This is a genomic window from Flavobacterium saccharophilum (assembly GCF_900142735.1).
GTDB lineage: Bacteria > Bacteroidota > Bacteroidia > Flavobacteriales > Flavobacteriaceae > Flavobacterium > Flavobacterium saccharophilum.
Genome location: NZ_FRBY01000004.1, coordinates 40574 through 64595 on the forward strand (window position 1 = coordinate 40574; position 24022 = coordinate 64595).

A 24022-nucleotide genomic window follows, 5' to 3' on the forward strand; every position below is an offset into this window, starting at 1 on the left:
TACTTAACTTTAAAAAAACGTATTATGAATAAAATATTATTATGGTCTGTAACCGCTGCCTTAGCCGGGTTTTTATTTGGATTTGACACGGTTGTAATTTCCGGTGCCGATAAAAAATTACAGGAAATATGGCATACCTCTGATATTTTTCATGGATCAGTCGTAATGGCAATGGCATTATGGGGAACGGTTGTAGGAGCTATTTTTGGCGGAATTCCAACGAATGCCTTAGGAAGGAAAAAAACGCTTATTTGGATTGGTGTTTTGTTTTTAGGATCTGCTATTGGTTCCGCTTTCGCGGAAGGTCCATTGACGTTTGCCTTTTTTCGTTTTCTCGGCGGACTCGGAATTGGTGCATCCACTATAGCTGCGCCAGCTTATGTCTCTGAAATTGCTCCGGCAAAAGACCGTGGAAGATTGGTTTCTCTGTATCAGTTTAATATTGTCTTAGGAATTTTGATAGCCTTTTTATCTAATTATTTGTTGAGAGATGCAGGTGAAAACGCCTGGAGATGGATGATTGGCATAATGGCTTTTCCGGCCTTTTTTTACACCATTATTGTCTTTACGATTCCCGAAAGTCCAAGATGGCTTTTGTCAAAAGCAAGAATAGCAGAAGCTAAAACGGTTTTAGAAAAAATAGATCCACAGGCAAAAATTGAAGATCTAATGCAGGAAATGCATTTAGGTACAGGTGAAACTGAAGATAAAAAAGGAGAAACCATATTTTTGAAGAAGTATAGATTTCCTTTAATGCTCGCTTTTTTAATTGCGTTATTCAATCAGTTTTCGGGAATCAATGCCTTTTTATATTACGCGCCACGAATTTTTGCTGAAGCCGGATTAGGTGAAAGTGCTGCCTTAATGAGCAGTGTAGGAATTGGAATAACCAATCTGGTATTTACGCTTTTTGGTGTATTTCTAATTGATGTCCTGGGAAGAAAAGTCCTGATGTATATAGGTTCAATTGGCTATATTATTTCATTAGGACTTGTATCAGCAGCTTTTTTTCTAAAGTGGGAAGGAATGCAGGTTCCTATTTTTTTATTCTTGTTTATAGCCTCGCATGCAATAGGGCAGGGCGCCGTGATCTGGGTTTTTATTTCAGAAATTTTCCCAAATCATTTAAGAGCCAGTGGTCAGGCTTTCGGCTCTTCGACACATTGGGTGCTGGCTGCTATTATTCCATCCATGATTCCGTTTCTGTTTTCTACAATTGGTGCCGGGGTTGTGTTTTTGGTTTTTGCTGTAATGATGGTGTTCCAATTACTTTTTGTAATTTTTATAATGCCGGAGACAAAAGGAAAATCTTTAGAAGAACTGCAGGAAACTGTATTTAAAAATAACAATATCAATGGCAATGACAATAACAATGGCAATGACAATGGCAATAGCAAATGAAAATTTCAATGTCAATTTCAATGTCAAATAATAAATAACATTAGCTTATTGTATCTTAAAGTAAAAGCTCCAAAATCAATTGATTTTGGAGCTTTTTTTTTAAAACAGCAGCAATTGCTAGGGCGAGCGTCCCGCTCGTGAACACAATCATGTCTCGTCCTGAAAAAAGTTTACATATTTAGACTTAATCCTAAAATAGATTTACAACTCATTTTTAGTCCTGTTATTGGTTTACAATGATAGGACTTTTTACATAATAATTCTTCCATAATTTTTCTGCTTTTATATTGTTTTGATGTACCTGATTTGGCGTAAGGTTACCTATGCTCATATGAGGCCTTTCGTTGTTATATAGCTTAATAACGGCGTCCAATAATTCCTTGGCCTCTTGTATATCATCGATCTTGTAATCATCCAAATATTCTTCCTTTATAATTCCATTAACGCGTTCTGCTATTGCATTTTCTAAAGGATCTCCATTTTCTGTCATACTGATGCCAATATTATTGGTTTCTAATAACTTTACATATTCATTACTGCAGTATTGGGAACCTCTATCTGAATGATGTATTAATTGTAATTTATTTTCTTCTGAAAGATTAGATATTGCCATTTGTAAAGCCTGAATTGTTTCTGAGGTTTGTAAATTATCGCCTAAATGATACCCAACAATCTTTCTGGAATAAGCATCAGTAACAAAACTTATGTATGCAAAACTATCTTTAATTCTCCAATAAGTTATATCGCTTACCCATAGTTGATTAGAGTGCGTTGGAATAAAATCTCTAATAAGATTGGGATACTTTTTAAACCTATGAAATGAATCAGTAGTAATAGTTGGTTTTTTCTTACGCCTAATTAATAGATAATTAGCAGATAAAACATCAAAAAGTCTATCTCTGCCCATTTTTATTTGATGCTCTAATAAGAAAGGCTGTAAAAGTTCATATAACTTTCTTCCTCCTATATGACGATGATTTTTTCTAATTTTTAATACCTCACAAACAATTAATTCATCTTCAAAAGCAAGTTGTTCCTGATACCAAAAATGTTGATAATATGCTTGTCGGGTTATACCAAGTAATTGGCAAAATTTGCCTAAACCAATTTTAGGATAATTGTGTTTCAACTCCTGAATTACTTGGTATTGGACTTTTTTACGATTTTAATTTTAAATTCCTGTTCAGCTATCTCTATCATTCTACGATAAGCTTCAGCTAAAAGTCGAGCTTCCTGAAGTTCTTTTTTTAGCTGAGATAAAGACTCTTGTCCTTCTTTATCAGATAATTTATTTGTTTGCTCTTTCATCCCAGGTAAAGATACAATACTAGGATTTGAATAATCAAAACCTATTTCTTTTAACCAATAAGTTAATCTTGTATGTCCAATGTTATATTTATTCTCTATTTCTCTTTTTGTCAATGTTCCTGTTAAAAAATCATTACAAACAAACTGTTTAAATTCTTCACTATATTTTGATTGCCATTTTGATGAAGATTCTTTTGAATATCTTTCCATAATTTTACACTTTTGTGTAAACCTATTCTAGGACAAGACATCATGTTTCCTTCTGAAATGATAAGAAAGTTTGAAGAACGAAAAAAAATATAGTATATTTTCCTACATAATAGTGAATAATTTCCTATTTTGGCGGTTAAAACAGATATATGAATTGGGAGGCCAAAATTATCACTCATAAAAAAGAAAAACGTATTGCCGTCTATTTTGAAAAAAATGCCGTATTAATAACTCGAATAAAAAAGCTGGAAGGCTCTCGTTGGAGTCAAACATTGGGAGTTTGGCATCTTCCGGACACAGTTGAAAACAGAGAGCGATTTCATTTGGTTCCGCTGTCTCATTCCCTACCGTCCGAAGAGGGTGTAGAACAGATACAAAAATTCATTAAATGGCTTTCTTCCAAAAGATACAGCCCAAGCACCATCAAAACCTATTCCGAAGCCTTGAAATCTTTTTTGGTATTCTATCGTGAAAAAGCCGTCGCCGAAATTACCAACGAAGATGTCGTTACCTATAACAACGATCATATTCTGAAAAACAATTTGTCGGAATCGTATCAGAACCAAATCGTGAATGCTATCAAATTATTCTTTACAACTATTCGAGAAACTAAGATTGAAATAGCTAAAATTCACAGACCAAAATGCGCCAAAGTTTTACCTAATGTTTTGAGTAAAGAGGAAGTCAAATTGATTTTGAATGCCCATTCAAACATCAAACACAAAACGATGCTTTCGTTGATTTACAGTTGTGGGTTACGCCGAAGCGAATTGATCCATCTAAAAATAACCGATATCGATTCCAATAGAAACATTGTTATCATCAGACAATCCAAAGGCAAAAAAGACAGGATCGCGCCTTTGTCGACAAAAATTTTAGAAATGTTGCGGCAATATTATTCCATTTACAAGCCTAAAATTTGGTTGTTTGAAGGGCAAAACGGAATGGAACAATATTCAGACCATAGTTTGCAGAGCGTACTTAAGCAAGCATTGGTAAAAGCAAAAATTTCAAAACCAGTGACTTTGCATTGGTTACGCCACAGCTATGCAACCCACTTGTTAGAAAGCGGAACAGATTTACGATATATACAGGAATTATTAGGCCACAACAGTAGCAAAACAACTGAAATTTACACGCACGTCAGCACCAAAAGCATCCAACAAATTAAAAGTCCCTTTGACGATTTGTAACTATTTATTAATATATTTGAAATAAATAAAGTATGACGTTTATCACTACAATCTACCCATAATTTGGTGTATAATAGTGATCCAGTCACTACTATATACAAGTTAGCGGTCATACAACACCACCACGAAAGCATGACAGAGATTAAAGTAATTTTCCGTTTTAACATTTCTGAGATTGTATTCAAATCTATTGAACAAACTATTATTTCTGATAAACACCTAAATATCATAACAGGCGACAGAATTAGAGAGGAATTTCTAAAGGGAGAAAGTGCCATTGCAAATGAAATTAATAATTTTATGAATGAAGGAAAATTAATTCCTATTGAATATTGGTATCCCTTTTGGACTGCTCAAATTATTGAAGGACAGGTTAATGTTTTCACTTCAATGATTGGTAATATAGACCAATTTAAAGAATTTGAAAAGTGTCTTAAATTAAAAAATTATAGTTTGACAGAGATTATATATTTGAAAGTAAATAGAATTGATGAATTGACGGAATTAGCAAAACTGAAATACGGGAAAATTTATAATCAATCCGACATACTAAAAAAACATATCATAGATTATCAGATAATGAGAGAAGAAATAATTGAATACAGCAAAAATAAATACGAAATTATCATTAAAGACTTTTTTGAAAGTGAAATTAAAGTATAAATGTACGACCGCTAACAGCCGTTTGGCAAGATTGGGGTTTTTAGGCTTAATGGAAAGTTGGTTTTGTATTTGGAAAATTTGTGTTTAACCGAAAAATCTCGCAATTTTATTCCCCAACCTCGCCAAGCGCCAGAACGTTAGTGGTAACTTTTGAAATCGTGATTAAGACGAATATCTGTGAAATAAAAAAGCCTCATATTTCTATGAAGCTCTTTATTATTGAGACTGACCAGATTTAAACCCTACCTTTTCAGGCTGACCAGATTTTAACCCTATCTCATTTATTTTAAATAATATATTATTATATAATAATTATTAGACAAAGTTAATATAAACATACATTACAACTATTATAAAAACAATACTTTTATCTTATACAGAACCCTCTCTTAATAACTATATTCTATTATCTTTTTTATTATCTTTTTATTCTTCATAATCATCTACTTTAACTACTTGTTTATTAACTAATCTATAAAGAGTAGATTCTTCTTCATTAAATTCAATTGCATATTGGTTATCCCCAAGTTGAAAATCTTCAATGCTCATTGCTGTAACTATAGTAACTTCAAATTTATTTAAACTAACGAAATGATACTCCACAGCAATGTTTAGTGTTATCTTATCAGTATAAGTTTGTCTCAAAACTATCCTAATATTTCTAGTTCTAGGTGGTGGATGATTAACAAATAATAAATCTCTATGTTTAAGAGAATAATACATCAAATGTTTAAATGATTTTATAACTAATGGTTCAACATATTCAAATTCTATACCAACTCTATCTCCATCATCATCACCAAGATGCAAACGATCCCAATAATGCTTATCATACCAAAATTCAATCTGAAAATTCTCTGCAAAAGTTGTGTGATGCCTCACTTTTTTAGAAGCACAATTTTCTAACCAAGCATCAACATCAATAATAACTTCAACATTATTTTCTGAAATTCTCTTCCTTTTCTCTTTACGATTCATTGATATCTTTTATATAAAACAAAAATACTAAATTTAAATTAATAAGTTAAAAGAAAGCTACCACTAACACACGCTACAAGCAATTTGGGTTTTAGGCTAAATTTAAAGTTGGTTTTGTATTTGGAAGATTTGGCAAATCCGAATAATGGGCTTAATTTAGTCCCAAACTGCTTGTAGCGCGGGAACGTTAGTGGTAACCTTCCCCTAAAAAACAACCAAATGAAATCAGATTTAGGAAATTTAATTAGTCAAATGTGTGATAGAACTATTGAAGGGTCAAATAATGAAACTGTAGCCTATAACGCATATCGAAAAATTGATGAAATTAAAGATGAAAATCTATTACCGATACTTTTTGATATTGTAGATAATGAATTAGACGAAAATAAAAGAGATAAAGCATATTATATAATCAGCAAAATTGCATTAATAAAAAGTGATAGTAAATCTCTGAATTTCCTTTTACAAAGACTTAATAAGGAAAAAAATAAGGTCATAATTGAAAATTTACTAAACATAATTTCATCTTTTGAGAAACCGAATGAAACAGATTTGGGAAATATTTTCAGCTTCCTATATAATAAATCTAAAACACTTCGGTATCGTGCTATTCAAGCATTAAAAAACTGTAATAGCAATGAATGTGAAGATAAATTAGTTTATATTTTAGAAAATTCCACTAATCACTACGATTTGCTATATACGCTTCAAACACTTTTTTCATCAGGTTCTCAAAGAAGTTTATCAAAAATTAAGGAATTCATTAATCATTCAAAACAAGAAATCTCAGCTAGTGCTTTGGGAGCTACCTACAATATAGCAGGAGAAAAAGAATTACCTTTATACATAGAACAACTAAAAAAAGGAAAAAATAAATTCACAGCACTTGAAGGAGTAGTTAATTTTGGAAATAATGAAGTAATCCCTAATGTTGTCAAAAGAATTAAAGAATTGATTTCAAAAAAAAGAAATATTGAAGTTGTAGGTTTATATGGTTATACCGAACTTATAATAGCAATGAATTTTCTAATCAAATTTCCCGAAGACAAAGCTATTAGTGAAGTCTATTATCTCTTGGAAGCTAAAAAAGATTTTTTGTGGGAAAGTGAAAAAGAATGGTTAAAAAATAATACGATTAATAAAGGCAACCACTAACACACGCTACAAGCAATTTGGGTATTAGGCTTAATGGAAAAATTGGTTTGTATTAGGAAGATTTGGCAAATCCGAAGATAAGGCTTAATTTAATCCCAAACTGCTTGTAGCGCGAGAACGTTATGGGAAAGCGTCGAACTTCAAGGAGAATTTATGTATTGAAATAAATTATGAAACAGAAATCAAAAATTTTTGGATTATTAATAGTTGCATCCATTGCCATATTTGTTTTATATGGTCAATTTAGAAATTTAAGATTTGAAAAAGATTTAAAGGAACATGGTAAAATAACAATCGGCAAAATTGATAGCATACAAGAATTTCCAAAAAGAAATTACATCCATGTTTCATACTATATAAACGGTAAAAAATATAATTCTTTCGAGAGTGGTCTTCATAAAAATATTTCGAAAGAGAATATTGGAGAGTTTTTTAAATTGAAATATTTAAAAAACTCTCCTGAAATTGTTAGAGGAATTTATTCTCAAAGAATTATCGACACGGCGACAATATTAAAATCAGGTTTCTCTATAACAGAAATTAAATAGAAAACTTAAAATCATAATTTATGGAATTTACAGTCATAAAGCCTTCCCATAACAGCTACTACAACGGATTTGGGCAATTGGCTTAATGGGAAGTTGGTTTTGTATTTGGGATGATTTGGCAAATACGAAAATAGGGTTTAATTTAGTCCCAAACCCGCTGTAGTACCGGAACGTTGTGCGTGATTGCTCCCAAATTGGAAATCAAAAAGCCGAAAACTAATTGGAAGCGGAAAATTGCACGGCGGAAAATTGGAATCTAAAAAGCAGAAACTTGAAAATGGGATTTCGATAAACCGAAACTTGAAAATTTAAAATCTGAAAAGCAGAAACTTGAAAGCTGGATTTTGACAAACTAAAATCGGAAAATCGGAACCTGGAAAATCGAAATCTAAAAGCAGAAAATAATATTGAAACTGCATAACCGAACTGTTGGCGATTTTCAGAACTTGCTCACTTTGCGTGTCGCAACCTCGCACAACACACGTCTCTAGCTATTTGCAAGTTTAGTGGAATTATCGTTTTTAATTCCTATTTTCGTTTAGCCGAAAAGACTCGTTTCCATAAGTTGCAAACAGCTAGAGGCGCAAAAACGTTAGTGGTAACCTTCCCCTAAAAAACAACCAAATGAAATCAGATTTAGGAAATTTAATTAGTCAAATGTGTGATAGAACTATTGAAGGGTCAAATAATGAAACTGTAGCCTATAACGCATATCGAAAAATTGATGAAATTAAAGATGAAAATCTATTACCGATACTTTTTGATATTGCAGATAATGAATTAGACGAAAATAAAAGAGATAAAGCATATTATATAATCAGCAAAATTGCATTAATAAAAAGTGATAGTAAATCTCTGAATTTCCTTTTACAAAGACTTAATAAGGAAAAAAATAAGGTCATAATTGAAAATTTACTAAACATAATTTCATCTTTTGAGAAACCGAATGAAACAGATTTGGGAAATATTTTCAGCTTCCTATATAATAAATCTAAAACACTTCGGTATCGTGCTATTCAAGCATTAAAAAACTGTAATAGCAATGAATGTGAAGATAAATTAGTTTATATTTTAGAAAATTCCACTAATCACTACGATTTGCTATATACGCTTCAAACACTTTTTTCATCAGGTTCTCAAAGAAGTTTATCAAAAATTAAGGAATTCATTAATCATTCAAAACAAGAAATCTCAGCTAGTGCTTTGGGAGCTACGTACAATATAGCAGGAGAAAAAGAATTACCTTTATACATAGAACAACTAAAAAAAGGAAAAAATAAATTCACAGCACTTGAAGGAGTAGTTAATTTTGGAAATAATGAAGTAATCCCTAATGTTGTCAAAAGAATTAAAGAATTGATTTCAAAAAAAAGAAATATTGAAGTTGTAGGTTTATATGGTTATACCGAACTTATAATAGCAATGAATTTTCTAATCAAATTTCCCGAAGACAAAGCTGTTAGTGAAGTCTATTATCTCTTGGAAGCTAAAAAAGATTTTTTGTGGGAAAGTGAAAAAGAATGGTTAAAAAATAATACGATTAATAAAGGCAACCACTAACACACGCTACAAGCAATTTGGGTATTAGGCTTAATGGAAAAATTGGTTTGTATTTGGAAGATTTGGCAAATCCGAAGATAAGGCTTAATTTAATCCCAAACTGCTTGTAGCGCGAGAACGTTAGCACCAATTATCAAACTCGTTATGAGACAACTTATCTTTATTCTAACAACTTGTATGCTTTTGTCCTGCCAACGCAAAGAGCAAATTAAAAAGTCTTTCGTGACGTTTGAATTCGAATCTTGGAACCTTGTCGAAAACTACATTGTAAAATATAGTGGAGGAGATACAATTTATTTAAAACATATTTTTCCCGGAAAAGAAAATTTATTAACTGTTCTTAGTGAAAGTGAGAAAGAAGATTTGCTTGAAAGTTTAAAAGAATCTGATTTTTATTATTCAAAGGATTATTGGAATAGTTCAGTGGACGATGGGCAAACTTATAAGTTTAAGATAGAACATCTAAATAGAAAAAAAGATTCAATTTTGATTCACGAGGGAAAAGGACCGAAAAAATTATATGAGTTAGCCGAAAAATTTAAAAAATTAATAGAAGGAAAGAAATTCGAGAACAAGTAACTGGTGCTAACAGCCACTACAACGGATTTGGGCATTTGACTTAATGGAAAGATGATTTTGTATTTGGGATGATTTTGCAAATCCGAAAATAAGGCTTAATTTAATCCCAAACCCGCTGTAGTGCCAGAACGTTAGGTAGCATAACAAAAACAAAAAACAAAAATATGAAAAGATTAATTTTTATTTTATCAGCTGTATCTTTATTATCAGGATGCAAAAATACTACTGAAAACGAAACGAGTTTAAAACAAATTAAAGTTGAAGATTTGAATAATAAAGAGTCATATACTAATAATGCAAACAACAAGTTTTTCATTAAATTAAATACGATTTACGGCGAAAATGGATTAGAAGATTATTCAAAAGGCTCTGAAGAAGTTTTTGGAGAGATAGTAAAACAATTAAACGGAAGTGATGGAAGTGAATACTATTTGCTAAAATTGGATAAAATTTTAGAATATACTGAACGAGAGAAAAAGATACCTTTGAAAACAAGTTATTTAATTATTGGCGGTCGAACAGTTGAACAACCATTAAGAAAAGGCGCAAATAAAACACTTGTAAATGTAGCAATTGTGAAAGATGAAACAGTTCTAACCGATGAGCTATTAGATTTCTCTAAAGCAATTTTTGCTGGTTATGGTGAAGCGACCGAAGTAACTAAATAAATCTTGTCTATAAAAACAAAACTTGGAAAACCATTGGAAACGGAAAAGGTTTGCGGATAAAGTTACGCTACCTAACAGCCAATACAACGGATTTGGGCAATTGGCTTTCCCGAAATATCGGGAGGAAAGTTGGTTTTGTATTGAATGATTTGGAAAATCCGAAGAATGGGCTTAATTTAGACCCAAACCCGCTGTAGTACAGAATATTGGCAGTAAATATCTCGAATGTCGAATAAGATAAAATATGAATTACATTAGCGAAATAGAAGATATTCTCATGAATAAAGAAAATTTTATGCAAATAGAATATCAGAAAACAGAAAATGGTGATCAAATAATATTCACTCCAAAAAATCATCAAACAGTAGTTCTAATACTTGTTCATATTTTGCCTTTTTTCTTATTGTACTTTTATGTTAAAGACGGATTAAAATCTGAACAAATACTTTATTTCTTCGGCATACTAATTTTTCAATATTTGATTGCCTATAAATATTTCGAAAAATTGAATAAAGTAATTATTGATTTTAAAATTAAAGAAGTTAAGATTGAAAACAATTCTATGCTTAAGAAAATTTATGATAAAAAGTCAATAAATTTCAAAGATATAAATTGCATTGAAGCTAAATATTCAAATAAGCAACAAGATAAATTCATATTGAAAACTACTAAAGAAGTTGAACATTATATGTTTGCAGGAAGTACAATAATGTTTAAAGGTAGAGAATACACAAAAAAAGTTGCTAATAATCTAACATGTTTAATCAAATTACACAAAATATAATAGCTACTGCCAACACACGCTATAAGCAATTTGGGTATTTGGCTTAATGGAAAAATTGGTTTGTATTTGGAAGATTTGGCAAATCCGAAGAATGGTCTTATTTTAGTCCCAAACCCAATGTAGTATCAGAACGTTAGCGTAAATCTTTAAACAACCATTGTCAATGAAACAAATTAGAATTTTTACGATAATATTTTTTGGAATGCAAATATTCTTTTCTTGTTCAAGCACAAAAGAACTCAGAGAAGAAAGAAAAGTATGGAATTATAAAAATTGGGATAAAGAATTTAAAGAAAGAGCATTTTGTTTATGTCAATTGAAAAGCTATGAAAATAAAGGTTTAGAAAATGCTTTATGGGAAAATGACAAAAGTTATTACAATCCACTTGGAATGGCAATTTTTGATGAAGTTTTAGAGCCGAAAATAAAAAAAGAAATGGAAATAATACGTTTAGACTCAATAAACTCCATTGGAAAATACCCAGACGATTTAAAACCTATTTTACAAAAAAGAGCTGTAATAAATCACTGTCTTGAATTTTATAATAGTAAAAGATTAGATAGTTTAGCAAAAACACAACAGAAATATTGGAATAAAATTCCAAACATAATGGATAAAATACATTTAAAAATTCCAACTTATTGAGAAAAGACTTCCGCTAACAGATGCTTGGCAAGATTGGTAGAGTCCAAATAAAAAACAGAAAAAGAGACTGTTTCACAACTCGTGAGACAGTCTCTTCTTTATATCGTTTGAATTGCAGTAACTTTTACCTTTTAAACTAATTGTTTAGAGACAAAATCCCAGCTCGTTTTAATAGATTCCATTGGATTTGGAGAGTAATTTGTTTCTTGCTCTACAAAGAAGTGTTTCATGCCTGAAAGTTTAGCTTCAGCAAAAATAGGTTTGAAATCGATACTTCCTTCACCAATTTCGGTATTCCATTCTGCTTTTGATTTATCCATATCTTTTACATGCCACATCGTGAATCGGCCCGGGTTAGCTTTAAATAAGGCTAAAGGATCGTTCCCTGAGCGAACTGCCCAATATAAATCCAATTCAAAATCGACTAATTTTTTATCTGTTTCCTGTAATAGAATATCATATCCTGTCTGATTTCCAAATTTTTTAAATTCAAAATCATGGTTATGGTAAGCCAATTTCAAACCTGACTTTTGGCATAAAACCGCGGCTTCATTTATTTTTTGAGCGATTCGTTTAAAGGCATCCAAATCACTTCTTAATTTTTCATCCAAATAAGGAACAGTAATATATTCGCTTCCCAATTGATTGGCACATTCAATAGCAGATTTTAGAAAATCAGCATTATTGTCTTTTATAAAAGAATTAAAATCATAATGTCCACTTGAGGCTTTTAGGCCATTATCGCTAAGTATTTTTTTGAAATCTTTTGCTGAGGTGCCAAAAAAGCCTTTTTCGGCTGAGTATCCATACGTTTCAACGTCTTTGTAACCGGTCTTGGCTACATGCTCTAAAACGCCTTTTACGTTTTTAGAAAAATCATCTCTTAACGTATACAATTGAAGGCCAATATTTTTTGGCTTAGCCGAAAAGGCAAGGGAAGGAGCAATTGCCAATGCACCCAACGCCAAACCGCTGCTTATTATAAAATCTCTTCTCTTTATCATAATTTTTATTTTTTATTAAATATCACAAATCTCAATTGCCTTTTTTAAGGATGCTATTTTGTCTTTTTGTTTCGGAATAAATTCCTGACCCACAAAACCAGTAAAACCCGTAGCAGCAATCGCTTTCATTATAGTGCTGTAATTGAGTTCTTGTGTTTCATCAATTTCATTGCGTCCGGGAACTCCGCCAGTATGATAATGTGCAATGTATTTGTGATTTTCCCGAATTGTTCGGATTACATCACCTTCATCAATTTGCATATGGTAGATATCATAAAGCAGTTTAAAATTTTCCGAATTGATTCGTTTTGCCAATTCAACTCCCCAGGATGTTTTATCACATTGATAATCTTTGTGGTCAATCTTGCTGTTTAGTAATTCCATAACTAAGGTTACCTGATGTTTTTCGGCTAACGGAATTAATTTTTGCAAACCAAGTACACAATTGTTCCAGCCTTCTTCATCTGTTTTGCCTCTTTTGTTTCCACTAAAGCAAATCAGGTTTTTGTAGCCTGCTTTTGCAACAAGCGGAATCATTTCTGTATAATTTTTAATTAGCTGCTCATGAAATTTTTGATCATTGAAACCATCCACAAGATTTAATTCGGCACCATTGCACATTGTCGAAACAAGATTGTGTTTTTTTAGTATGGGCCACTCTTTTGGACCCACCAGATCAATGCCGGTAATGCCAATTTTTTTTGCTTCTACACAAAGTGTTTCAACATCAAAATCGCTAAAGCACCAACGGGCTACTGAATGATTAATTTTTCCTTTCAATGTATTCAAATTTAATTTAAGCGCTTCCGGAGAATCGGCGAAAGCCAATAAATCGGATGGAATTCCAAAAGTTACAGTTCCTGCAAGAATACCTTTTATGGCCGTTCTTCTATCAAAAGTTGCACTCATTTTCTTTGTTTTTTAAAGTACTTAAATTTCATTTGCCAGCTTATTTTTATCTTTAAATAAAAGAGCAAAAATTAAGAATACAGCAAAGGCGATTCCCGCTGGAATGATCCAAACCATTAACCAGTTGATTGCGCCTTCTACAGTTTTGTAATTATCGGTAATCCAGCCCGCCACTGCAAAACCAATCAACATTCCGATACCGTAGGTCGCTAATGTTATCAGTCCCTGAGCAGCGCTTTTGTATTTTTCTCCTGCTTTTGAATTCGTATAAATTTGTCCTGAAACAAAGAAAAAATCATAGCATATTCCGTGCAAAGCAATTCCGGTAATAAGCATAAAACTCAAATCGCCGCCATTTCCATAGGCAAATAAAACATAACGAACAGCCCAGGCAATCATTCCGACCAAAATGGTTTTCTTAAACCCAAAGCGGGCAAAAAAGACCGGAATAAATAATAAAAATAAAGCTTCGGATATTTGTCCAATAGCCATTTTTCCTGTCGGATTTTCAACTCCGGCAGCAGTCAGAAAAGGATGTGCATTTTGGTAATAAAAAGCCAATGGAATACATATCAAAATGGAAGAAATGAAAAAGATAAGGAAGTTTTTGTCCTTTAGAAGCTTTAAGGCATCAAGGCCAATAATATCCCCAATTTTAATTTTTTCCTCACTAACTTTTGGTGGTGTTTTCGGTAATGTAAAACTTAAGAGTCCTAAAGCCAAAGCCGCAATTCCAGCCAAAAGAAAAGTGTTTTTAAGTAATCCGGTAGAAACAGCTTCAGCAGAATCCCAATGAAATAAAAAGCTGATTGCTAAACCGGCTAAAATCCAGCCTATTGTTCCCCAAACTCTAATGTTGGCAAACTCTTTTTCCGGATCTTTCATTTGGTTAAAAGCAACTGAATTTACCAAAGCCAGTGTTGGCATATATAATACCATATAACTCAATACATAGATGTAAAACAATCCAATATCAGTTGACTGATACATTTGATACATTAAAAAAGCACCTGCTATATGCAGAATACCTAAAATTTTCTCGGCATTAAAATAACGGTCTGCAATTAAACCAATGATAAAAGGTGCGATGATAGCTCCCCAGGATTGCGTAGAAAAAACGGCAGCAGTTTCAGATCCTGAGGCCTTTAAATTGTTTCCTAAAAAAGTACCCAACGTGACAAACCATGCCCCCCAGATAAAAAATTCGAGAAACATCATTAGAGATAATTTAATGCGGATTGTTGTATTCATAAAGTGTGGTTGGTTTTTTGGTTATTTAGTTTTTAGGAGCAATTATTTACAGCCGGTTGTAGTTTCCATGGTATTCCATTCTTTGATGGAAATATTGCGGTACCATACACTGTTACCGTGATCCTGTAAAGCAATATGACCTTTCTTGAAAGTTCCAAAACCTGGCCATCCGGCAAATTTACTTCCTGCAACTAGTGCTTTAAAGTTATCGTCCCAAAGTACCGTTTCAACAATAATAACACCGTTTAAAACTAAAGTAAGTTTTCCATTTTTACAAACAACTTCAGCTGTATTCCATTCGCCAACAGGCTTAACCGGTTCTGATTTGCTTTGGATTAAATCATATAAATCTCCTGCACGGTGTTTTGTTATTTTTCCATCAGGGTGACCATCATTGTCTAAAACCTGCATTTCAAGACCTGTTTCGTACGTATTTTTATATTTTGCTGGATTGTCATTAACATAAAAAATGATTCCGCTATTGGCATTTGGAGCTACTTTCCAATCTAATTTTAAATGGAAGTTTTCATATTCAGCGTCGGTTACCAAGTCGCCTCCCTGACCATTTTTAGCTGCTTCCGGATCAAAATGCAATACTCCGTCTTCTACCTTCCACGCGGAACTAGCCGTAGTTTTGCCATAAGTATGCCAGCCAGTTGTGGTTTTTCCATCAAAAATAGGTTTGAACCCTTTCTGAGCGTTTATGGTTTGTAAAAATGCGAATACTGCTACTATTGTGATTATTTTTTTCATGATTTTCTGTTTAATTTTATAATTTAAAAAGTTAGGTTTTTCCAGCCTTCTCTGTAATTGCGTTTTACGAATTGATTTACATCATCAACATTGGTTACTTTTTTGGCATCATTATCCCAAAGTAATTTAACCGAACGTCCCGGATATACATCTTCTCCAAGAACTTCTTTATGCAGATCATAACCTCTTACGGCAAGATTAGCCATTAGCAAAGCTTCGGTTAAAGGACCGGCAATTTCAAAAGGAGAACTCAGTTCTTTTTTACCGTAACCGGCAATACAGCCTTCTATCCACTGTTTGTAATGTCCGTTGGCGCCATCTTTTACACGAGGATATTTCTCGGCTATTTTTAGATTTTCATTACGGCTTAAAGGCAATAATCTTGGATTTTCGCTATAGGTATCACATAGCATTTTTCCTTTTGTTCCAATGAATAATGTACCATTTCCTCCATCACCAAAAATTTCGTTGGCACCTAATTCTTCCGGACGATCTGGCTGGATACCACCATCCATCCAATGTACTTTGACATCACCTTTTGTTTTATTCGTTTTTGGGAATGTTAAGGTTACATGGCTTGAAGGAGGGCAGCTATCCGGAAAATATCCTTTTTTGAACTCATCTACATAAACGGAACCAACGCTGCATTGTACATCTTTGGCATATTTTAGATTTAAAACCGAAAATGGAGCTTCCATCAAATGGCATCCCATATCTCCTAAAGCACCAGTTCCATAATCCCACCAGCCGCGCCAGTTGAAGGGCACTAACTTGTCAACATAATTTTTATTAGGAGCTGTTCCGAGCCATAAATCCCAGTCTAATTCTTTAGGAATTTCTGTTTTTGCTGAAGGCCACGGAATTCCCTGTGGCCAAACAGGCCTGTCAGTCCAGGCATATACCGTGTGCACATCACCAATTAAATCGGCATCGTACCATTCTTTTAGAAGTCGGGTACCATCATTAGACGATCCCTGATTTCCCATTTGTGTTACCACTTTATATCTTGCCGCGGCTTGCGTCATCATATGTGCTTCGTAAATATCATGTGCCAAAGGTTTTTGTACATACACATGTTTACCCAACTGCATCGCTGCAAATGCCTGAATAGCATGATTATGATCGGGTGTAGAAACAGAAACAGCATCGAAATTTTTATGCTCTTTGTCCAGCATTTCACGCCAGTCTTTGTAGAATTTTGCTTTAGGATACGCTTTTACACTATTAGCAGCTCTTCTGGTATCAACATCACATAAGTACGCTATATTGGCGATGCCGCTATTGTGAAATGCTGAAAGGTCTGAGCTTCCTTTTCCACCAACTCCAATACCGGCAATTATTAATTTGTCGCTTGGTGCTGTAAAACCTCTTCCCATGACGTGTCTTGGAATAATCATAAAAGCAGCAGTAGCTAATACTCCTTTTTTCAGGAAATCCCTTCGAACATTAGATTCTGGTTCTTTATTTTTATTTAAGTCTTTATCCATAGGTTATTTATTTTTTCAATGATAGAATGTAAGTTGCGATCTTTTTGGCGTCGTCTTTTTTCATTGCAGTATGAGCAGACATGGGTACTGCACCCCAGACTCCTGAACCTCCTTTTGTAATTTTTTCAGATAAATATTTGATGTTTTTATCATTCATTGGATATTTTTTAGCAATATCCAGATAAGATGGTCCGACTACTTTTTTGTCTATTTTATGGCAGGTAGCGCAATCTTCTTTTTTTATTAGTGCCTCCCCTTCAGATGACTGGATTTCTTTTATGGCACTATATCCTGAAGCTGATTCATAGTTTGTAAATGAGCTTAAGCTAGCCAGGGTTATAATGGCGGTTAAAATTTTAATTTTCATTATCGTTATGTATTTGTCTTATATTCCTAAATTTTTTCTATTCAGCTGTGTGTTTGTTTCTACCGCTGCAAAATCATCAAAGGCCTTATCCGTCACTTTGATAATGTGTTTTTTTATAAATTCAGCACCTTCGCGAGCACCATCTTCCTGATTTTTCAAACAGCATTCCCATTCCATTACGGCCCAGCCTTTATAATCGTATTGTGCTAATTTGCTAAAAATGGTTTTAAAATCAATTTGGCCGTCACCTGGCGAACGATAGCGTCCTGCACGATTTACCCAACTTTGATACCCTCCAAAAGTGCCTTGTTTTCCTGTCGGATTAAACTCGGCATCCTTCACGTGGAAAGCTTTAATTCGTTCGTGATAAAAATCGATATACTGAATATAATCCAGCTGTTGCAAAACAAAATGGGAAGGATCATAAAGGATACAGGCACGTTGGTGATTGTTTACTGCTTTCAGAAACATTTCGTAGGTTTCGCCATCAAATAAATCTTCTCCCGGATGAATTTCGTAACAAACATCCACACCGTTTCGATCAAATTCATTCAGAATTGGGAGCCAGCGCTTAGCCAGTTCTTTGAAACCGTCTTCAATTAAGCCCGGTGGTCTTTGTGGCCACGGATGAAAATATTGCCATAATAAAGAGCCGCTAAAAGTAGCATGTGCATTAAGTCCTAAATTTTGAGAAGCTTTGGCTGCATAATGCAACTGCTGCACTGCCCATTCTTGTCTTGCTTTTGGATTGCCTCGCAAAGCCTGCGGAGCAAATCCGTCAAAAAAATCATCGTAAGCAGGATGAACAGCAACTAACTGACCTTGTAAATGCGTAGAAAGTTCAGATATTTTTAATCCGTAAGAAGCAACAATTCCGGTGAGTTCATCAGCGTAGGTTTTGCTTTCTGCGGCTTTTTGTAAATCAATAAAACGGGAATCCAGAGTAGGTATTTGTATTCCTTTAAAATCAAGATTGGCAGCCCATTGGCAAATTCCTTCCAAAGAATTAAAGGGAGCCTCATCAGAAATAAATTGTGCCAAAAAAACGGCAGGTCCTTGCATTGTGGTCATTTATTGTGATTTAAATTTTTAATTAAGTTTCTAAGATGCTAAGATCCTGAGCTTCTAAGTTTCTCAGTTTAGAAATCATCTTAGTATCTAAGCATCTCGGCAACTTTGTATCTTAGACACTAAATTCGGTCCATTTTTGAGATGATTTTCCGGAAGCGATTACATTTTCTATAAAAGCCATTCCGCGAACACCATCTTGCACGGTTGGGAAATCCAGCATTAGTGCTGTTGGTTCTTTACCCTCTAATTTTGATTGTAAAGTCAGCGCAAAATTTTTATATAAATTTCCAAATGCTTCTAAGTATCCTTCCGGATGTCCGCTCGGAATTCGGGTATTAAAAGCAGCTTCAGGTGACAAATAACCATTTCCGGTACGATACAATTGAGCAGGGGAGTCCAGCCACTTTACAATTAAAGTGTTAGGTTCCATTTGGTGCCATTCCAGACCGCCTTTTTCTCCATAAACTTTAATTTTTAAGCTGTTTTCTTCACCGGCAGCAATTTGGCTGGCCACTAAAATTCCGTTGGCTCCATTATCAAACTTTAGCAATACATTTCCGTCATCATCCAGTCTTCTGTTTGCGACAACAGTATTAATATCGGCACAAATTTGAGTGATTTTCAATCCTGAAATGTATTCCGCTAAATGGGCAGCATGCGTTCCAATGTCTCCCATACAACCGCTAATACCACTTTTAGATGGGTCAGTTCTCCAGGCGGCCTGCTTGTTTCCGTTGTTTTCAAAGTCAGTACTCAACCATCCCTGAGGATATTCGACCATTATTTTTCTAATTTTTCCTAAATGATTTTCAGCTACCAGGCTTCTGGCTTGCTTTACCATCGGATATCCGGCGTAAGTATGTGTTAAGCAGAGATATAATCCTGTTTCTTTTACTTTTTGTTCTAATAATTTTGCTTCAGCCAGGCTCAAAGTCATTGGCTTGTCTAAAACAACATGAAAACCATTTTCTAATGCCAGCATTGCAGGAGCAAAGTGGGCATGATTTGGGGTTACTATTGAAACGAAATCCATTCTTTGTTCAGGAGCGAGTTTTGCTTCCGTTTCTATCATTTGGGTATAAGACCCGTAGCATTTATCTTCCGATAAACCCAATTCTTTACCCGATTCTAGGGATACCTCAGGATTAGAACTAAAAGCACCGCAATGCAATTCGATTAACCCATCCATGTTGGCAGCGATGCGATGAACTGCTCCGATAAAAGCATTTTTGCCACCGCCAATCATTCCCATTTTTAATTTTCTCATAATTGAATATCCTTGGATCTAAATATTTTTCTTTTTCAATTCTTTTACAGCATAATCGCAAGCTCTGGCCGTTAACGCCATATAGGTTAACGAAGGATTCTGGCAGGCACTTGAAGGCATGCAGGAACCATCAGTAACAAATACATTGCTCACTTCATGCATTTGGTTCCATTTGTTCAGTACAGAATCTTTAGGATCATTCCCCATACGCGCTGTTCCCATTTCATGAATTGTCATTCCCGGATAACAGCCATTGTCGTAAGCTTTTACATTTTTGACACCTGCAGCTTCCAGCATTTCAGCCGCATCATACATCATATCCTCACGCATTTTAGCTTCATTCTCTTTGTATTCACAATCGATCGCCAATACAGGTTGTCCCCATTTGTCTTTTTTAGAATGATCGATATATACTTTGTTTTCGTAATACGGAAGCATTTCACCAAAACCACCTAGTCCCATTGTCCATGAATCAGCCGGTCTTGATAAAATTTCTTTGAAATCACCACCAAAGTCTAATTCAGCTACTTCTTTATGCCAGTTGCCTCTGCTTGCTGCACCCTGATATCCAAAACCACGTAAATAATCTCTTTTATCATCTTTAAAATTTTGGTATCTTGGAATGTAAATACCGTTGGCTCTTCGTCCATAAGTATATTTATCCTCAAACCCTTCAACAGTTCCTTCAGCACCACATCTAAAATGGTGATCCATTAAATTGTGTCCAAGTTGTCCGCTTCCATTACCCAAACCATTAGGATGAGCTTCAGAAGTTGAATTCAATAAAACAAATGTTGAACCCAGAGTGGAACCGTTTACAAAAACAATTTTTGCATAAAACTCCATGGTTTCATTAGTCTGAGAATCAATAACCATTACGCCCTTAGCTTTTTTTGTATCCTTATCATAAATGATATGATTGACAATTGAATAAGGTCGAACAGTCAGTTTTTTGGTAGCCATAGCAGCCGGTAATGTAGAAGACTGTGTACTGAAATAAGCTCCAAAAGGACAGCCTCTGCTGCATAAATTTCTGTATTGACAGCTTCCTCTGCCTTCATGAGGTACGGTCAGATTCGCAGTACGGCCAATAGTTAAAATACGAGATTTGTTATAGTGCTTTTCAATACGTTCTTTTACAGATTTTTCCACACAGTTCATATCCATTGGAGGTAAAAATTGACCGTCGGGTAGTAAATCCCAACCTTCATTTTGACCACTTATTCCAGCAAATTTTTCAACATAATCATACCAGGGAGCAATATCTTTGTATCGGATTGGCCAGTCATTTCCATGACCGTCTTTGAGGTTATCTTCAAAATTGTGATCACTAAAACGGTAGCTTTGGCGTCCCCACATTAAAGATTTTCCACCAACGTGAAAACCTCTGTACCAATCAAAACGTTTGTCTTCTGTATAAGGGCATTCCAAATCGTTTACCCACCAGCTTTCATTTGCCTGAGTATAAGGATAATCTCTGGTTTGGACGGGATGCGTTCTTTTTTGTTCTTCAGTTAATTTTCCGCAATAGGCAATTTCCCAGGGCGCTTTCATTGCAGAGTCGTAATCTTTAATGTGTTCGATGTTTTCCCCGCGCTCTAACATTAAGACTTTTAGGCCTTTTTGAGTCAATTCTTTGGCAGCCCATCCACCACTTATTCCTGAACCTATAACAATTGCGTCATAAGTATTTTGCTTTTTTAGATCAGTATTGATATTCACGAATGTCTTTTTAGTAATTAATAATTAAAAAGGGCTTGTCTTTATATTGCCCAGGCTTTTTGTCCCGGAACGTAATCGACATTACCATCATATTTACCCGGTATTGGTAAATACTCTCGGGCGATTGTACAGCCAATTTCTGAAGAGAAATAACCTAATAAAGTTAAATCTCTGGCAATCAAAAAGAATGAAGGTTCTTTATTGTTATCTATAGACTCTTGCCTTAAATCAGTCACTAATAATTTTTTTTCTTCGCTATTAAGGCTTAAGAATTCTTTGTTGAATTTAGTTTTACTTTTTGCCAGCATCTTTTCAAATCCATTTTTAAAGACTTGTTGTAAATCCGGAGGATAACAATCTTTTATAACTAATGGAATAAAGGCACCAACTCCAGCTGCTTTCGCTCCGGGAGAGTTTGTAGTTGTTGGTAAAATTATTTCTGAAAATTCAGCTAAGATTTCTTCATCAGTAGCTGAAAAAGAATACGTGTTGTTTAGGGGATCAAATACAGTAAAACTTTCAAATAAAACGCCCATTGTTGTGGCCGAAAGTGCTCCACCCAACAAATAAGCAAACTTTTTAAGTGCTTCTCTTCTTTCCATTACAAAATATTAAAAAGGATGATTAATTATTGAAGATAATTTAATTATCAATCAATTACAATAATAGTAAAAAAACTGTTGTATCAATATTGTATGTATTAAATAAATAGTAAAAATTTATAATTGTTATTTAATAAAACGTTTTAGTAAAGATTTTTTAATGCAAATTCAATCTGGTTGTAATAAGTTAGGAAAATGCAAAATTTTAAGAATTTATTTTTTAGACTAAATTTTTAAAGACTATATTTTAATCAAAAAATTCTGATTTTTTTAAATTAAATTAGACTGTTTGTGCTGTGTTTGAAGAAAAACAGTGCGATTACTCTTAAAGAATAGTTCAAAAATGGACCAAATTAAAACGTTCTGGCTTCAACTATTAATAGTGTAAAAAATATAGCTTAAAATGTTTTCCTAATTCCTTCTTTTCCATCTTGAATTAAAGAAAAAAAAGAAACTTGATTTAGTATTTATACTTCAAGGTTCAAATATCTTAATTCATTACAAAATATGTAATTATACTGTCTTAAAATATTGTTTAAGTATAAAATTATAGATAAAAATAAATTTATTTAAAATTTATAATAAAAATTATATCAAATATGTAATTTTAATTCTAATTAGTAAAACGTTTTAGTAAGTTTGTACAGCAACTTATAATTATAGGCGGACTATATATAAGTCAAAAAGAATAGTAACAAAAACGTAAATTAAAATATTTTACCGATGAATAAAATAAACAGGAATATAGTACTTATTGTGGCAGTGGCACTTTTTTCGAGTTTTGCAGTAATAAGAAGAAGTGATAATTCAAAGAATAATTATTATAAAAGTGAGATGGAAAAGCTCCATACTGCAATTGAAAATAATTTTCATGATAGCGTTTCTGGTTATTATTTCGTCGATTTAGATCCCGCAAAAAGAGAAACAAAATTTGGTCATAAAAGAGAGTATAGCTGGTTGTGGGCACTTTGCGCCATGTTTGAAGCCACAAATGAAATTGAAAAAATAGATAAAAAGGCGGATTTAGTTGACAATATTTTCAAAAGTATGCAGCCGTATTACGATCCGGCACCGCCAAAACCGGGATATGGTGAATACATCGTAAACCTGAGTAAAGGACAAAGATATTATGATGATAACCAATGGATTGGAATAACCAGTTTGGATATTTACGAAAGAACTGGAAATAAAGCTTATTTTGATTTAGGAAAGTCAATGTATGATTTTATGATGACAGCATCAGACAATGCGCTTGGAGGTGGTTTGTACTGGAGAGAAAATGATTTTGAAACGAAAAACACCTGTTCAAACGGGCCTGGAATTATTGTTGCGCTTAAAATGTACAAAGCAACAAAAGACAAAGTTTACCTTGAAAATGCTGTAAAAATATACGACTGGACGTATGAAAAACTACAAACACCTACAGGTTTATTTTACGATAATATAAAGGTTAAAGATGGTAGTATTGGCGAAGCTGTGTTTTCTTATAATTCAGGTACAATGCTTCAGTCAAATGTTTATTTATATGAAATCACAGGTGATAAAAAGTATTTGGAAAGAGCGAATAAAATAGCAGACAGTTCGTTGGCCTATTTTTATTCAGGTGATAAATTTAGAGACGGTTACTGGTTTAATGCCGTGTTATTGCGTGGTTATCAGCATCTTTTGAAATATAATAAGGATTTAAAATACATCTCCGGATTTAAAAAGTGTCTGGATAATGTATTGAAGGAAAATAAAAATGAAAAAGGATTGTTTACAGGAAATGATGGTGTATATAATTTAGTAGAACACGGTGGAATGCTTGAGATTTTGGCTCGATTCGCATATCTTCAAGACCACTATAATTTAGCTGCTAAAAAATAATTTTATAGACGTTCTATGCAAAATAAAAAT

Annotated in this window: 24 protein-coding genes; 11 read left to right on the top strand and 13 right to left on the bottom strand. The window is 33.5% G+C overall.

Going from position 1 to position 24022, the window contains the following annotated elements:
• Positions 1 to 24 precede the first annotated feature (24 nt).
• Complete coding sequence (locus BUA98_RS13505) at positions 25 to 1401, top strand: sugar porter family MFS transporter (RefSeq protein ID WP_072973379.1); 1377 nt, start codon at positions 25 to 27, stop codon at positions 1399 to 1401.
• Between the two features lie 223 nt (positions 1402 to 1624).
• Here the strand turns inward: BUA98_RS13505 and BUA98_RS13510 are convergent, their stop codons facing one another.
• Together BUA98_RS13510 and BUA98_RS13515 are read right to left on the bottom strand one after the other, a co-directional pair.
• Entirely contained in the window at positions 1625 to 2530 is a 906-nt protein-coding gene (locus BUA98_RS13510) for an IS3 family transposase (RefSeq protein WP_072973381.1), read from the bottom strand.
• Positions 2531 to 2538: 8 nt separating this feature from the next.
• Positions 2539 to 2919 carry a hypothetical protein gene (locus BUA98_RS13515; RefSeq protein ID WP_072973383.1) on the bottom strand — a complete coding sequence of 127 codons (381 nt, stop codon included), beginning with the start codon at positions 2917 to 2919 and terminating at the stop codon, positions 2539 to 2541.
• Positions 2920 to 3068: 149 nt separating this feature from the next.
• Between BUA98_RS13515 and xerA the strand changes: the two genes are divergently transcribed.
• Positions 3069 to 4112: a site-specific tyrosine recombinase/integron integrase gene (xerA, locus tag BUA98_RS13520; RefSeq protein ID WP_072973385.1), complete on the top strand. Its 1044-nt coding sequence runs from the start codon at positions 3069 to 3071 to the stop codon at positions 4110 to 4112.
• Between the two features lie 132 nt (positions 4113 to 4244).
• Positions 4245 to 4775, top strand: coding sequence for a nucleoside monophosphate kinase (locus BUA98_RS13525; protein ID WP_072973387.1), 531 nt, complete (start codon positions 4245 to 4247; stop codon positions 4773 to 4775).
• 426 nt (positions 4776 to 5201) lie between these two features.
• Here the strand turns inward: BUA98_RS13525 and BUA98_RS13530 are convergent, their stop codons facing one another.
• The gene (locus BUA98_RS13530) at positions 5202 to 5753 is read right to left on the bottom strand and encodes a hypothetical protein (protein ID WP_072973388.1); all 552 of its coding nucleotides are present in this window, start codon (positions 5751 to 5753) and stop codon (positions 5202 to 5204) included.
• 219 nt (positions 5754 to 5972) lie between these two features.
• On the opposite strand from BUA98_RS13530, the gene BUA98_RS13535 reads away from it, so the two are divergent.
• The 7 genes from BUA98_RS13535 to BUA98_RS13565 all read left to right on the top strand — a co-directional run bounded on the left by BUA98_RS13535 (position 5973) and on the right by BUA98_RS13565 (position 11693).
• Positions 5973 to 6908 carry a hypothetical protein gene (locus BUA98_RS13535; RefSeq protein WP_072973389.1) on the top strand — a complete coding sequence of 312 codons (936 nt, stop codon included), beginning with the start codon at positions 5973 to 5975 and terminating at the stop codon, positions 6906 to 6908.
• Positions 6909 to 7078: 170 nt separating this feature from the next.
• Positions 7079 to 7456, top strand: a complete 378-nt coding sequence (locus tag BUA98_RS13540) for a hypothetical protein (RefSeq protein ID WP_072973391.1) — start codon at positions 7079 to 7081, stop codon at positions 7454 to 7456.
• A gap of 624 nt (positions 7457 to 8080) precedes the next feature.
• On the top strand, positions 8081 to 9016 hold the full coding sequence (locus BUA98_RS13545; protein ID WP_072973392.1) for a hypothetical protein: 936 nt from the start codon (positions 8081 to 8083) through the stop codon (positions 9014 to 9016).
• A 144-nt stretch (positions 9017 to 9160) separates the two neighbouring features.
• Entirely contained in the window at positions 9161 to 9595 is a 435-nt protein-coding gene (locus BUA98_RS13550; protein WP_139257016.1) for a hypothetical protein, read from the top strand.
• Positions 9596 to 9759: 164 nt separating this feature from the next.
• Entirely contained in the window at positions 9760 to 10263 is a 504-nt protein-coding gene (locus BUA98_RS13555) for a membrane lipoprotein lipid attachment site-containing protein (RefSeq protein WP_072973394.1), read from the top strand.
• Between the two features lie 277 nt (positions 10264 to 10540).
• The gene (locus BUA98_RS13560; protein WP_139257017.1) at positions 10541 to 11047 is read left to right on the top strand and encodes a hypothetical protein; all 507 of its coding nucleotides are present in this window, start codon (positions 10541 to 10543) and stop codon (positions 11045 to 11047) included.
• A gap of 163 nt (positions 11048 to 11210) precedes the next feature.
• On the top strand, positions 11211 to 11693 hold the full coding sequence (locus tag BUA98_RS13565) for a hypothetical protein (protein WP_072973397.1): 483 nt from the start codon (positions 11211 to 11213) through the stop codon (positions 11691 to 11693).
• A gap of 131 nt (positions 11694 to 11824) precedes the next feature.
• Here the strand turns inward: BUA98_RS13565 and BUA98_RS13570 are convergent, their stop codons facing one another.
• From BUA98_RS13570 to BUA98_RS13615, 10 genes are all read right to left on the bottom strand, one after another.
• On the bottom strand, positions 11825 to 12697 hold the full coding sequence (locus BUA98_RS13570) for a sugar phosphate isomerase/epimerase family protein (protein ID WP_072973399.1): 873 nt from the start codon (positions 12695 to 12697) through the stop codon (positions 11825 to 11827).
• Between the two features lie 15 nt (positions 12698 to 12712).
• On the bottom strand, positions 12713 to 13606 hold the full coding sequence (locus BUA98_RS13575) for a hydroxypyruvate isomerase family protein (RefSeq protein WP_072973401.1): 894 nt from the start codon (positions 13604 to 13606) through the stop codon (positions 12713 to 12715).
• Positions 13607 to 13627: 21 nt separating this feature from the next.
• Entirely contained in the window at positions 13628 to 14857 is a 1230-nt protein-coding gene (locus BUA98_RS13580) for a nucleoside permease (RefSeq protein ID WP_072973402.1), read from the bottom strand.
• A gap of 42 nt (positions 14858 to 14899) precedes the next feature.
• A complete protein-coding gene (locus BUA98_RS13585; protein ID WP_072973404.1) occupies positions 14900 to 15610 on the bottom strand; it encodes a 3-keto-disaccharide hydrolase in 711 nt (236 codons plus the stop codon).
• A 23-nt stretch (positions 15611 to 15633) separates the two neighbouring features.
• Positions 15634 to 17097, bottom strand: a complete 1464-nt coding sequence (locus BUA98_RS13590; protein WP_072973406.1) for a Gfo/Idh/MocA family protein — start codon at positions 17095 to 17097, stop codon at positions 15634 to 15636.
• A gap of 7 nt (positions 17098 to 17104) precedes the next feature.
• A complete protein-coding gene (locus BUA98_RS13595) occupies positions 17105 to 17464 on the bottom strand; it encodes a c-type cytochrome (RefSeq protein ID WP_072973408.1) in 360 nt (119 codons plus the stop codon).
• An 18-nt stretch (positions 17465 to 17482) separates the two neighbouring features.
• Entirely contained in the window at positions 17483 to 18535 is a 1053-nt protein-coding gene (locus BUA98_RS13600; protein ID WP_072973409.1) for a sugar phosphate isomerase/epimerase family protein, read from the bottom strand.
• Between the two features lie 112 nt (positions 18536 to 18647).
• Entirely contained in the window at positions 18648 to 19802 is a 1155-nt protein-coding gene (locus BUA98_RS13605; protein WP_072973411.1) for a Gfo/Idh/MocA family protein, read from the bottom strand.
• An 18-nt stretch (positions 19803 to 19820) separates the two neighbouring features.
• On the bottom strand, positions 19821 to 21524 hold the full coding sequence (locus tag BUA98_RS13610; RefSeq protein ID WP_072973413.1) for a GMC oxidoreductase: 1704 nt from the start codon (positions 21522 to 21524) through the stop codon (positions 19821 to 19823).
• A 41-nt stretch (positions 21525 to 21565) separates the two neighbouring features.
• A complete protein-coding gene (locus BUA98_RS13615; RefSeq protein WP_072973415.1) occupies positions 21566 to 22126 on the bottom strand; it encodes a gluconate 2-dehydrogenase subunit 3 family protein in 561 nt (186 codons plus the stop codon).
• Positions 22127 to 22849: 723 nt separating this feature from the next.
• On the opposite strand from BUA98_RS13615, the gene BUA98_RS13620 reads away from it, so the two are divergent.
• Entirely contained in the window at positions 22850 to 23992 is a 1143-nt protein-coding gene (locus BUA98_RS13620; protein WP_086065308.1) for a glycoside hydrolase family 76 protein, read from the top strand.
• Positions 23993 to 24022 lie beyond the last annotated feature (30 nt).

What these genes read in the sequence shown, in the direction of transcription:
- BUA98_RS13560 (WP_139257017.1), top strand. Translation starts at nt 10,541, where the DNA reads ATGAATAAAGAAAATTTTATGCAAATAGAATATCAGAAAACAGAAAAT.
- BUA98_RS13555 (WP_072973394.1), top strand. Translation starts at nt 9,760, where the DNA reads ATGAAAAGATTAATTTTTATTTTATCAGCTGTATCTTTATTATCAGGA.
- BUA98_RS13605 (WP_072973411.1), bottom strand. Translation starts at nt 19,802, where the DNA reads ATGAGAAAATTAAAAATGGGAATGATTGGCGGTGGCAAAAATGCTTTT.
- BUA98_RS13540 (WP_072973391.1), top strand. Translation starts at nt 7,079, where the DNA reads ATGAAACAGAAATCAAAAATTTTTGGATTATTAATAGTTGCATCCATT.
- BUA98_RS13530 (WP_072973388.1), bottom strand. Translation starts at nt 5,753, where the DNA reads ATGAATCGTAAAGAGAAAAGGAAGAGAATTTCAGAAAATAATGTTGAA.
- BUA98_RS13590 (WP_072973406.1), bottom strand. Translation starts at nt 17,097, where the DNA reads ATGGATAAAGACTTAAATAAAAATAAAGAACCAGAATCTAATGTTCGA.
- BUA98_RS13580 (WP_072973402.1), bottom strand. Translation starts at nt 14,857, where the DNA reads ATGAATACAACAATCCGCATTAAATTATCTCTAATGATGTTTCTCGAA.
- BUA98_RS13550 (WP_139257016.1), top strand. Translation starts at nt 9,161, where the DNA reads ATGAGACAACTTATCTTTATTCTAACAACTTGTATGCTTTTGTCCTGC.
- BUA98_RS13595 (WP_072973408.1), bottom strand. Translation starts at nt 17,464, where the DNA reads ATGAAAATTAAAATTTTAACCGCCATTATAACCCTGGCTAGCTTAAGC.
- BUA98_RS13515 (WP_072973383.1), bottom strand. Translation starts at nt 2,919, where the DNA reads ATGGAAAGATATTCAAAAGAATCTTCATCAAAATGGCAATCAAAATAT.
- BUA98_RS13575 (WP_072973401.1), bottom strand. Translation starts at nt 13,606, where the DNA reads ATGAGTGCAACTTTTGATAGAAGAACGGCCATAAAAGGTATTCTTGCA.
- BUA98_RS13570 (WP_072973399.1), bottom strand. Translation starts at nt 12,697, where the DNA reads ATGATAAAGAGAAGAGATTTTATAATAAGCAGCGGTTTGGCGTTGGGT.
- BUA98_RS13615 (WP_072973415.1), bottom strand. Translation starts at nt 22,126, where the DNA reads ATGGAAAGAAGAGAAGCACTTAAAAAGTTTGCTTATTTGTTGGGTGGA.
- BUA98_RS13620 (WP_086065308.1), top strand. Translation starts at nt 22,850, where the DNA reads ATGAATAAAATAAACAGGAATATAGTACTTATTGTGGCAGTGGCACTT.
- BUA98_RS13585 (WP_072973404.1), bottom strand. Translation starts at nt 15,610, where the DNA reads ATGAAAAAAATAATCACAATAGTAGCAGTATTCGCATTTTTACAAACC.
- BUA98_RS13535 (WP_072973389.1), top strand. Translation starts at nt 5,973, where the DNA reads ATGAAATCAGATTTAGGAAATTTAATTAGTCAAATGTGTGATAGAACT.
- BUA98_RS13525 (WP_072973387.1), top strand. Translation starts at nt 4,245, where the DNA reads ATGACAGAGATTAAAGTAATTTTCCGTTTTAACATTTCTGAGATTGTA.
- BUA98_RS13505 (WP_072973379.1), top strand. Translation starts at nt 25, where the DNA reads ATGAATAAAATATTATTATGGTCTGTAACCGCTGCCTTAGCCGGGTTT.
- BUA98_RS13545 (WP_072973392.1), top strand. Translation starts at nt 8,081, where the DNA reads ATGAAATCAGATTTAGGAAATTTAATTAGTCAAATGTGTGATAGAACT.
- BUA98_RS13600 (WP_072973409.1), bottom strand. Translation starts at nt 18,535, where the DNA reads ATGACCACAATGCAAGGACCTGCCGTTTTTTTGGCACAATTTATTTCT.
- xerA (WP_072973385.1), top strand. Translation starts at nt 3,069, where the DNA reads ATGAATTGGGAGGCCAAAATTATCACTCATAAAAAAGAAAAACGTATT.
- BUA98_RS13565 (WP_072973397.1), top strand. Translation starts at nt 11,211, where the DNA reads ATGAAACAAATTAGAATTTTTACGATAATATTTTTTGGAATGCAAATA.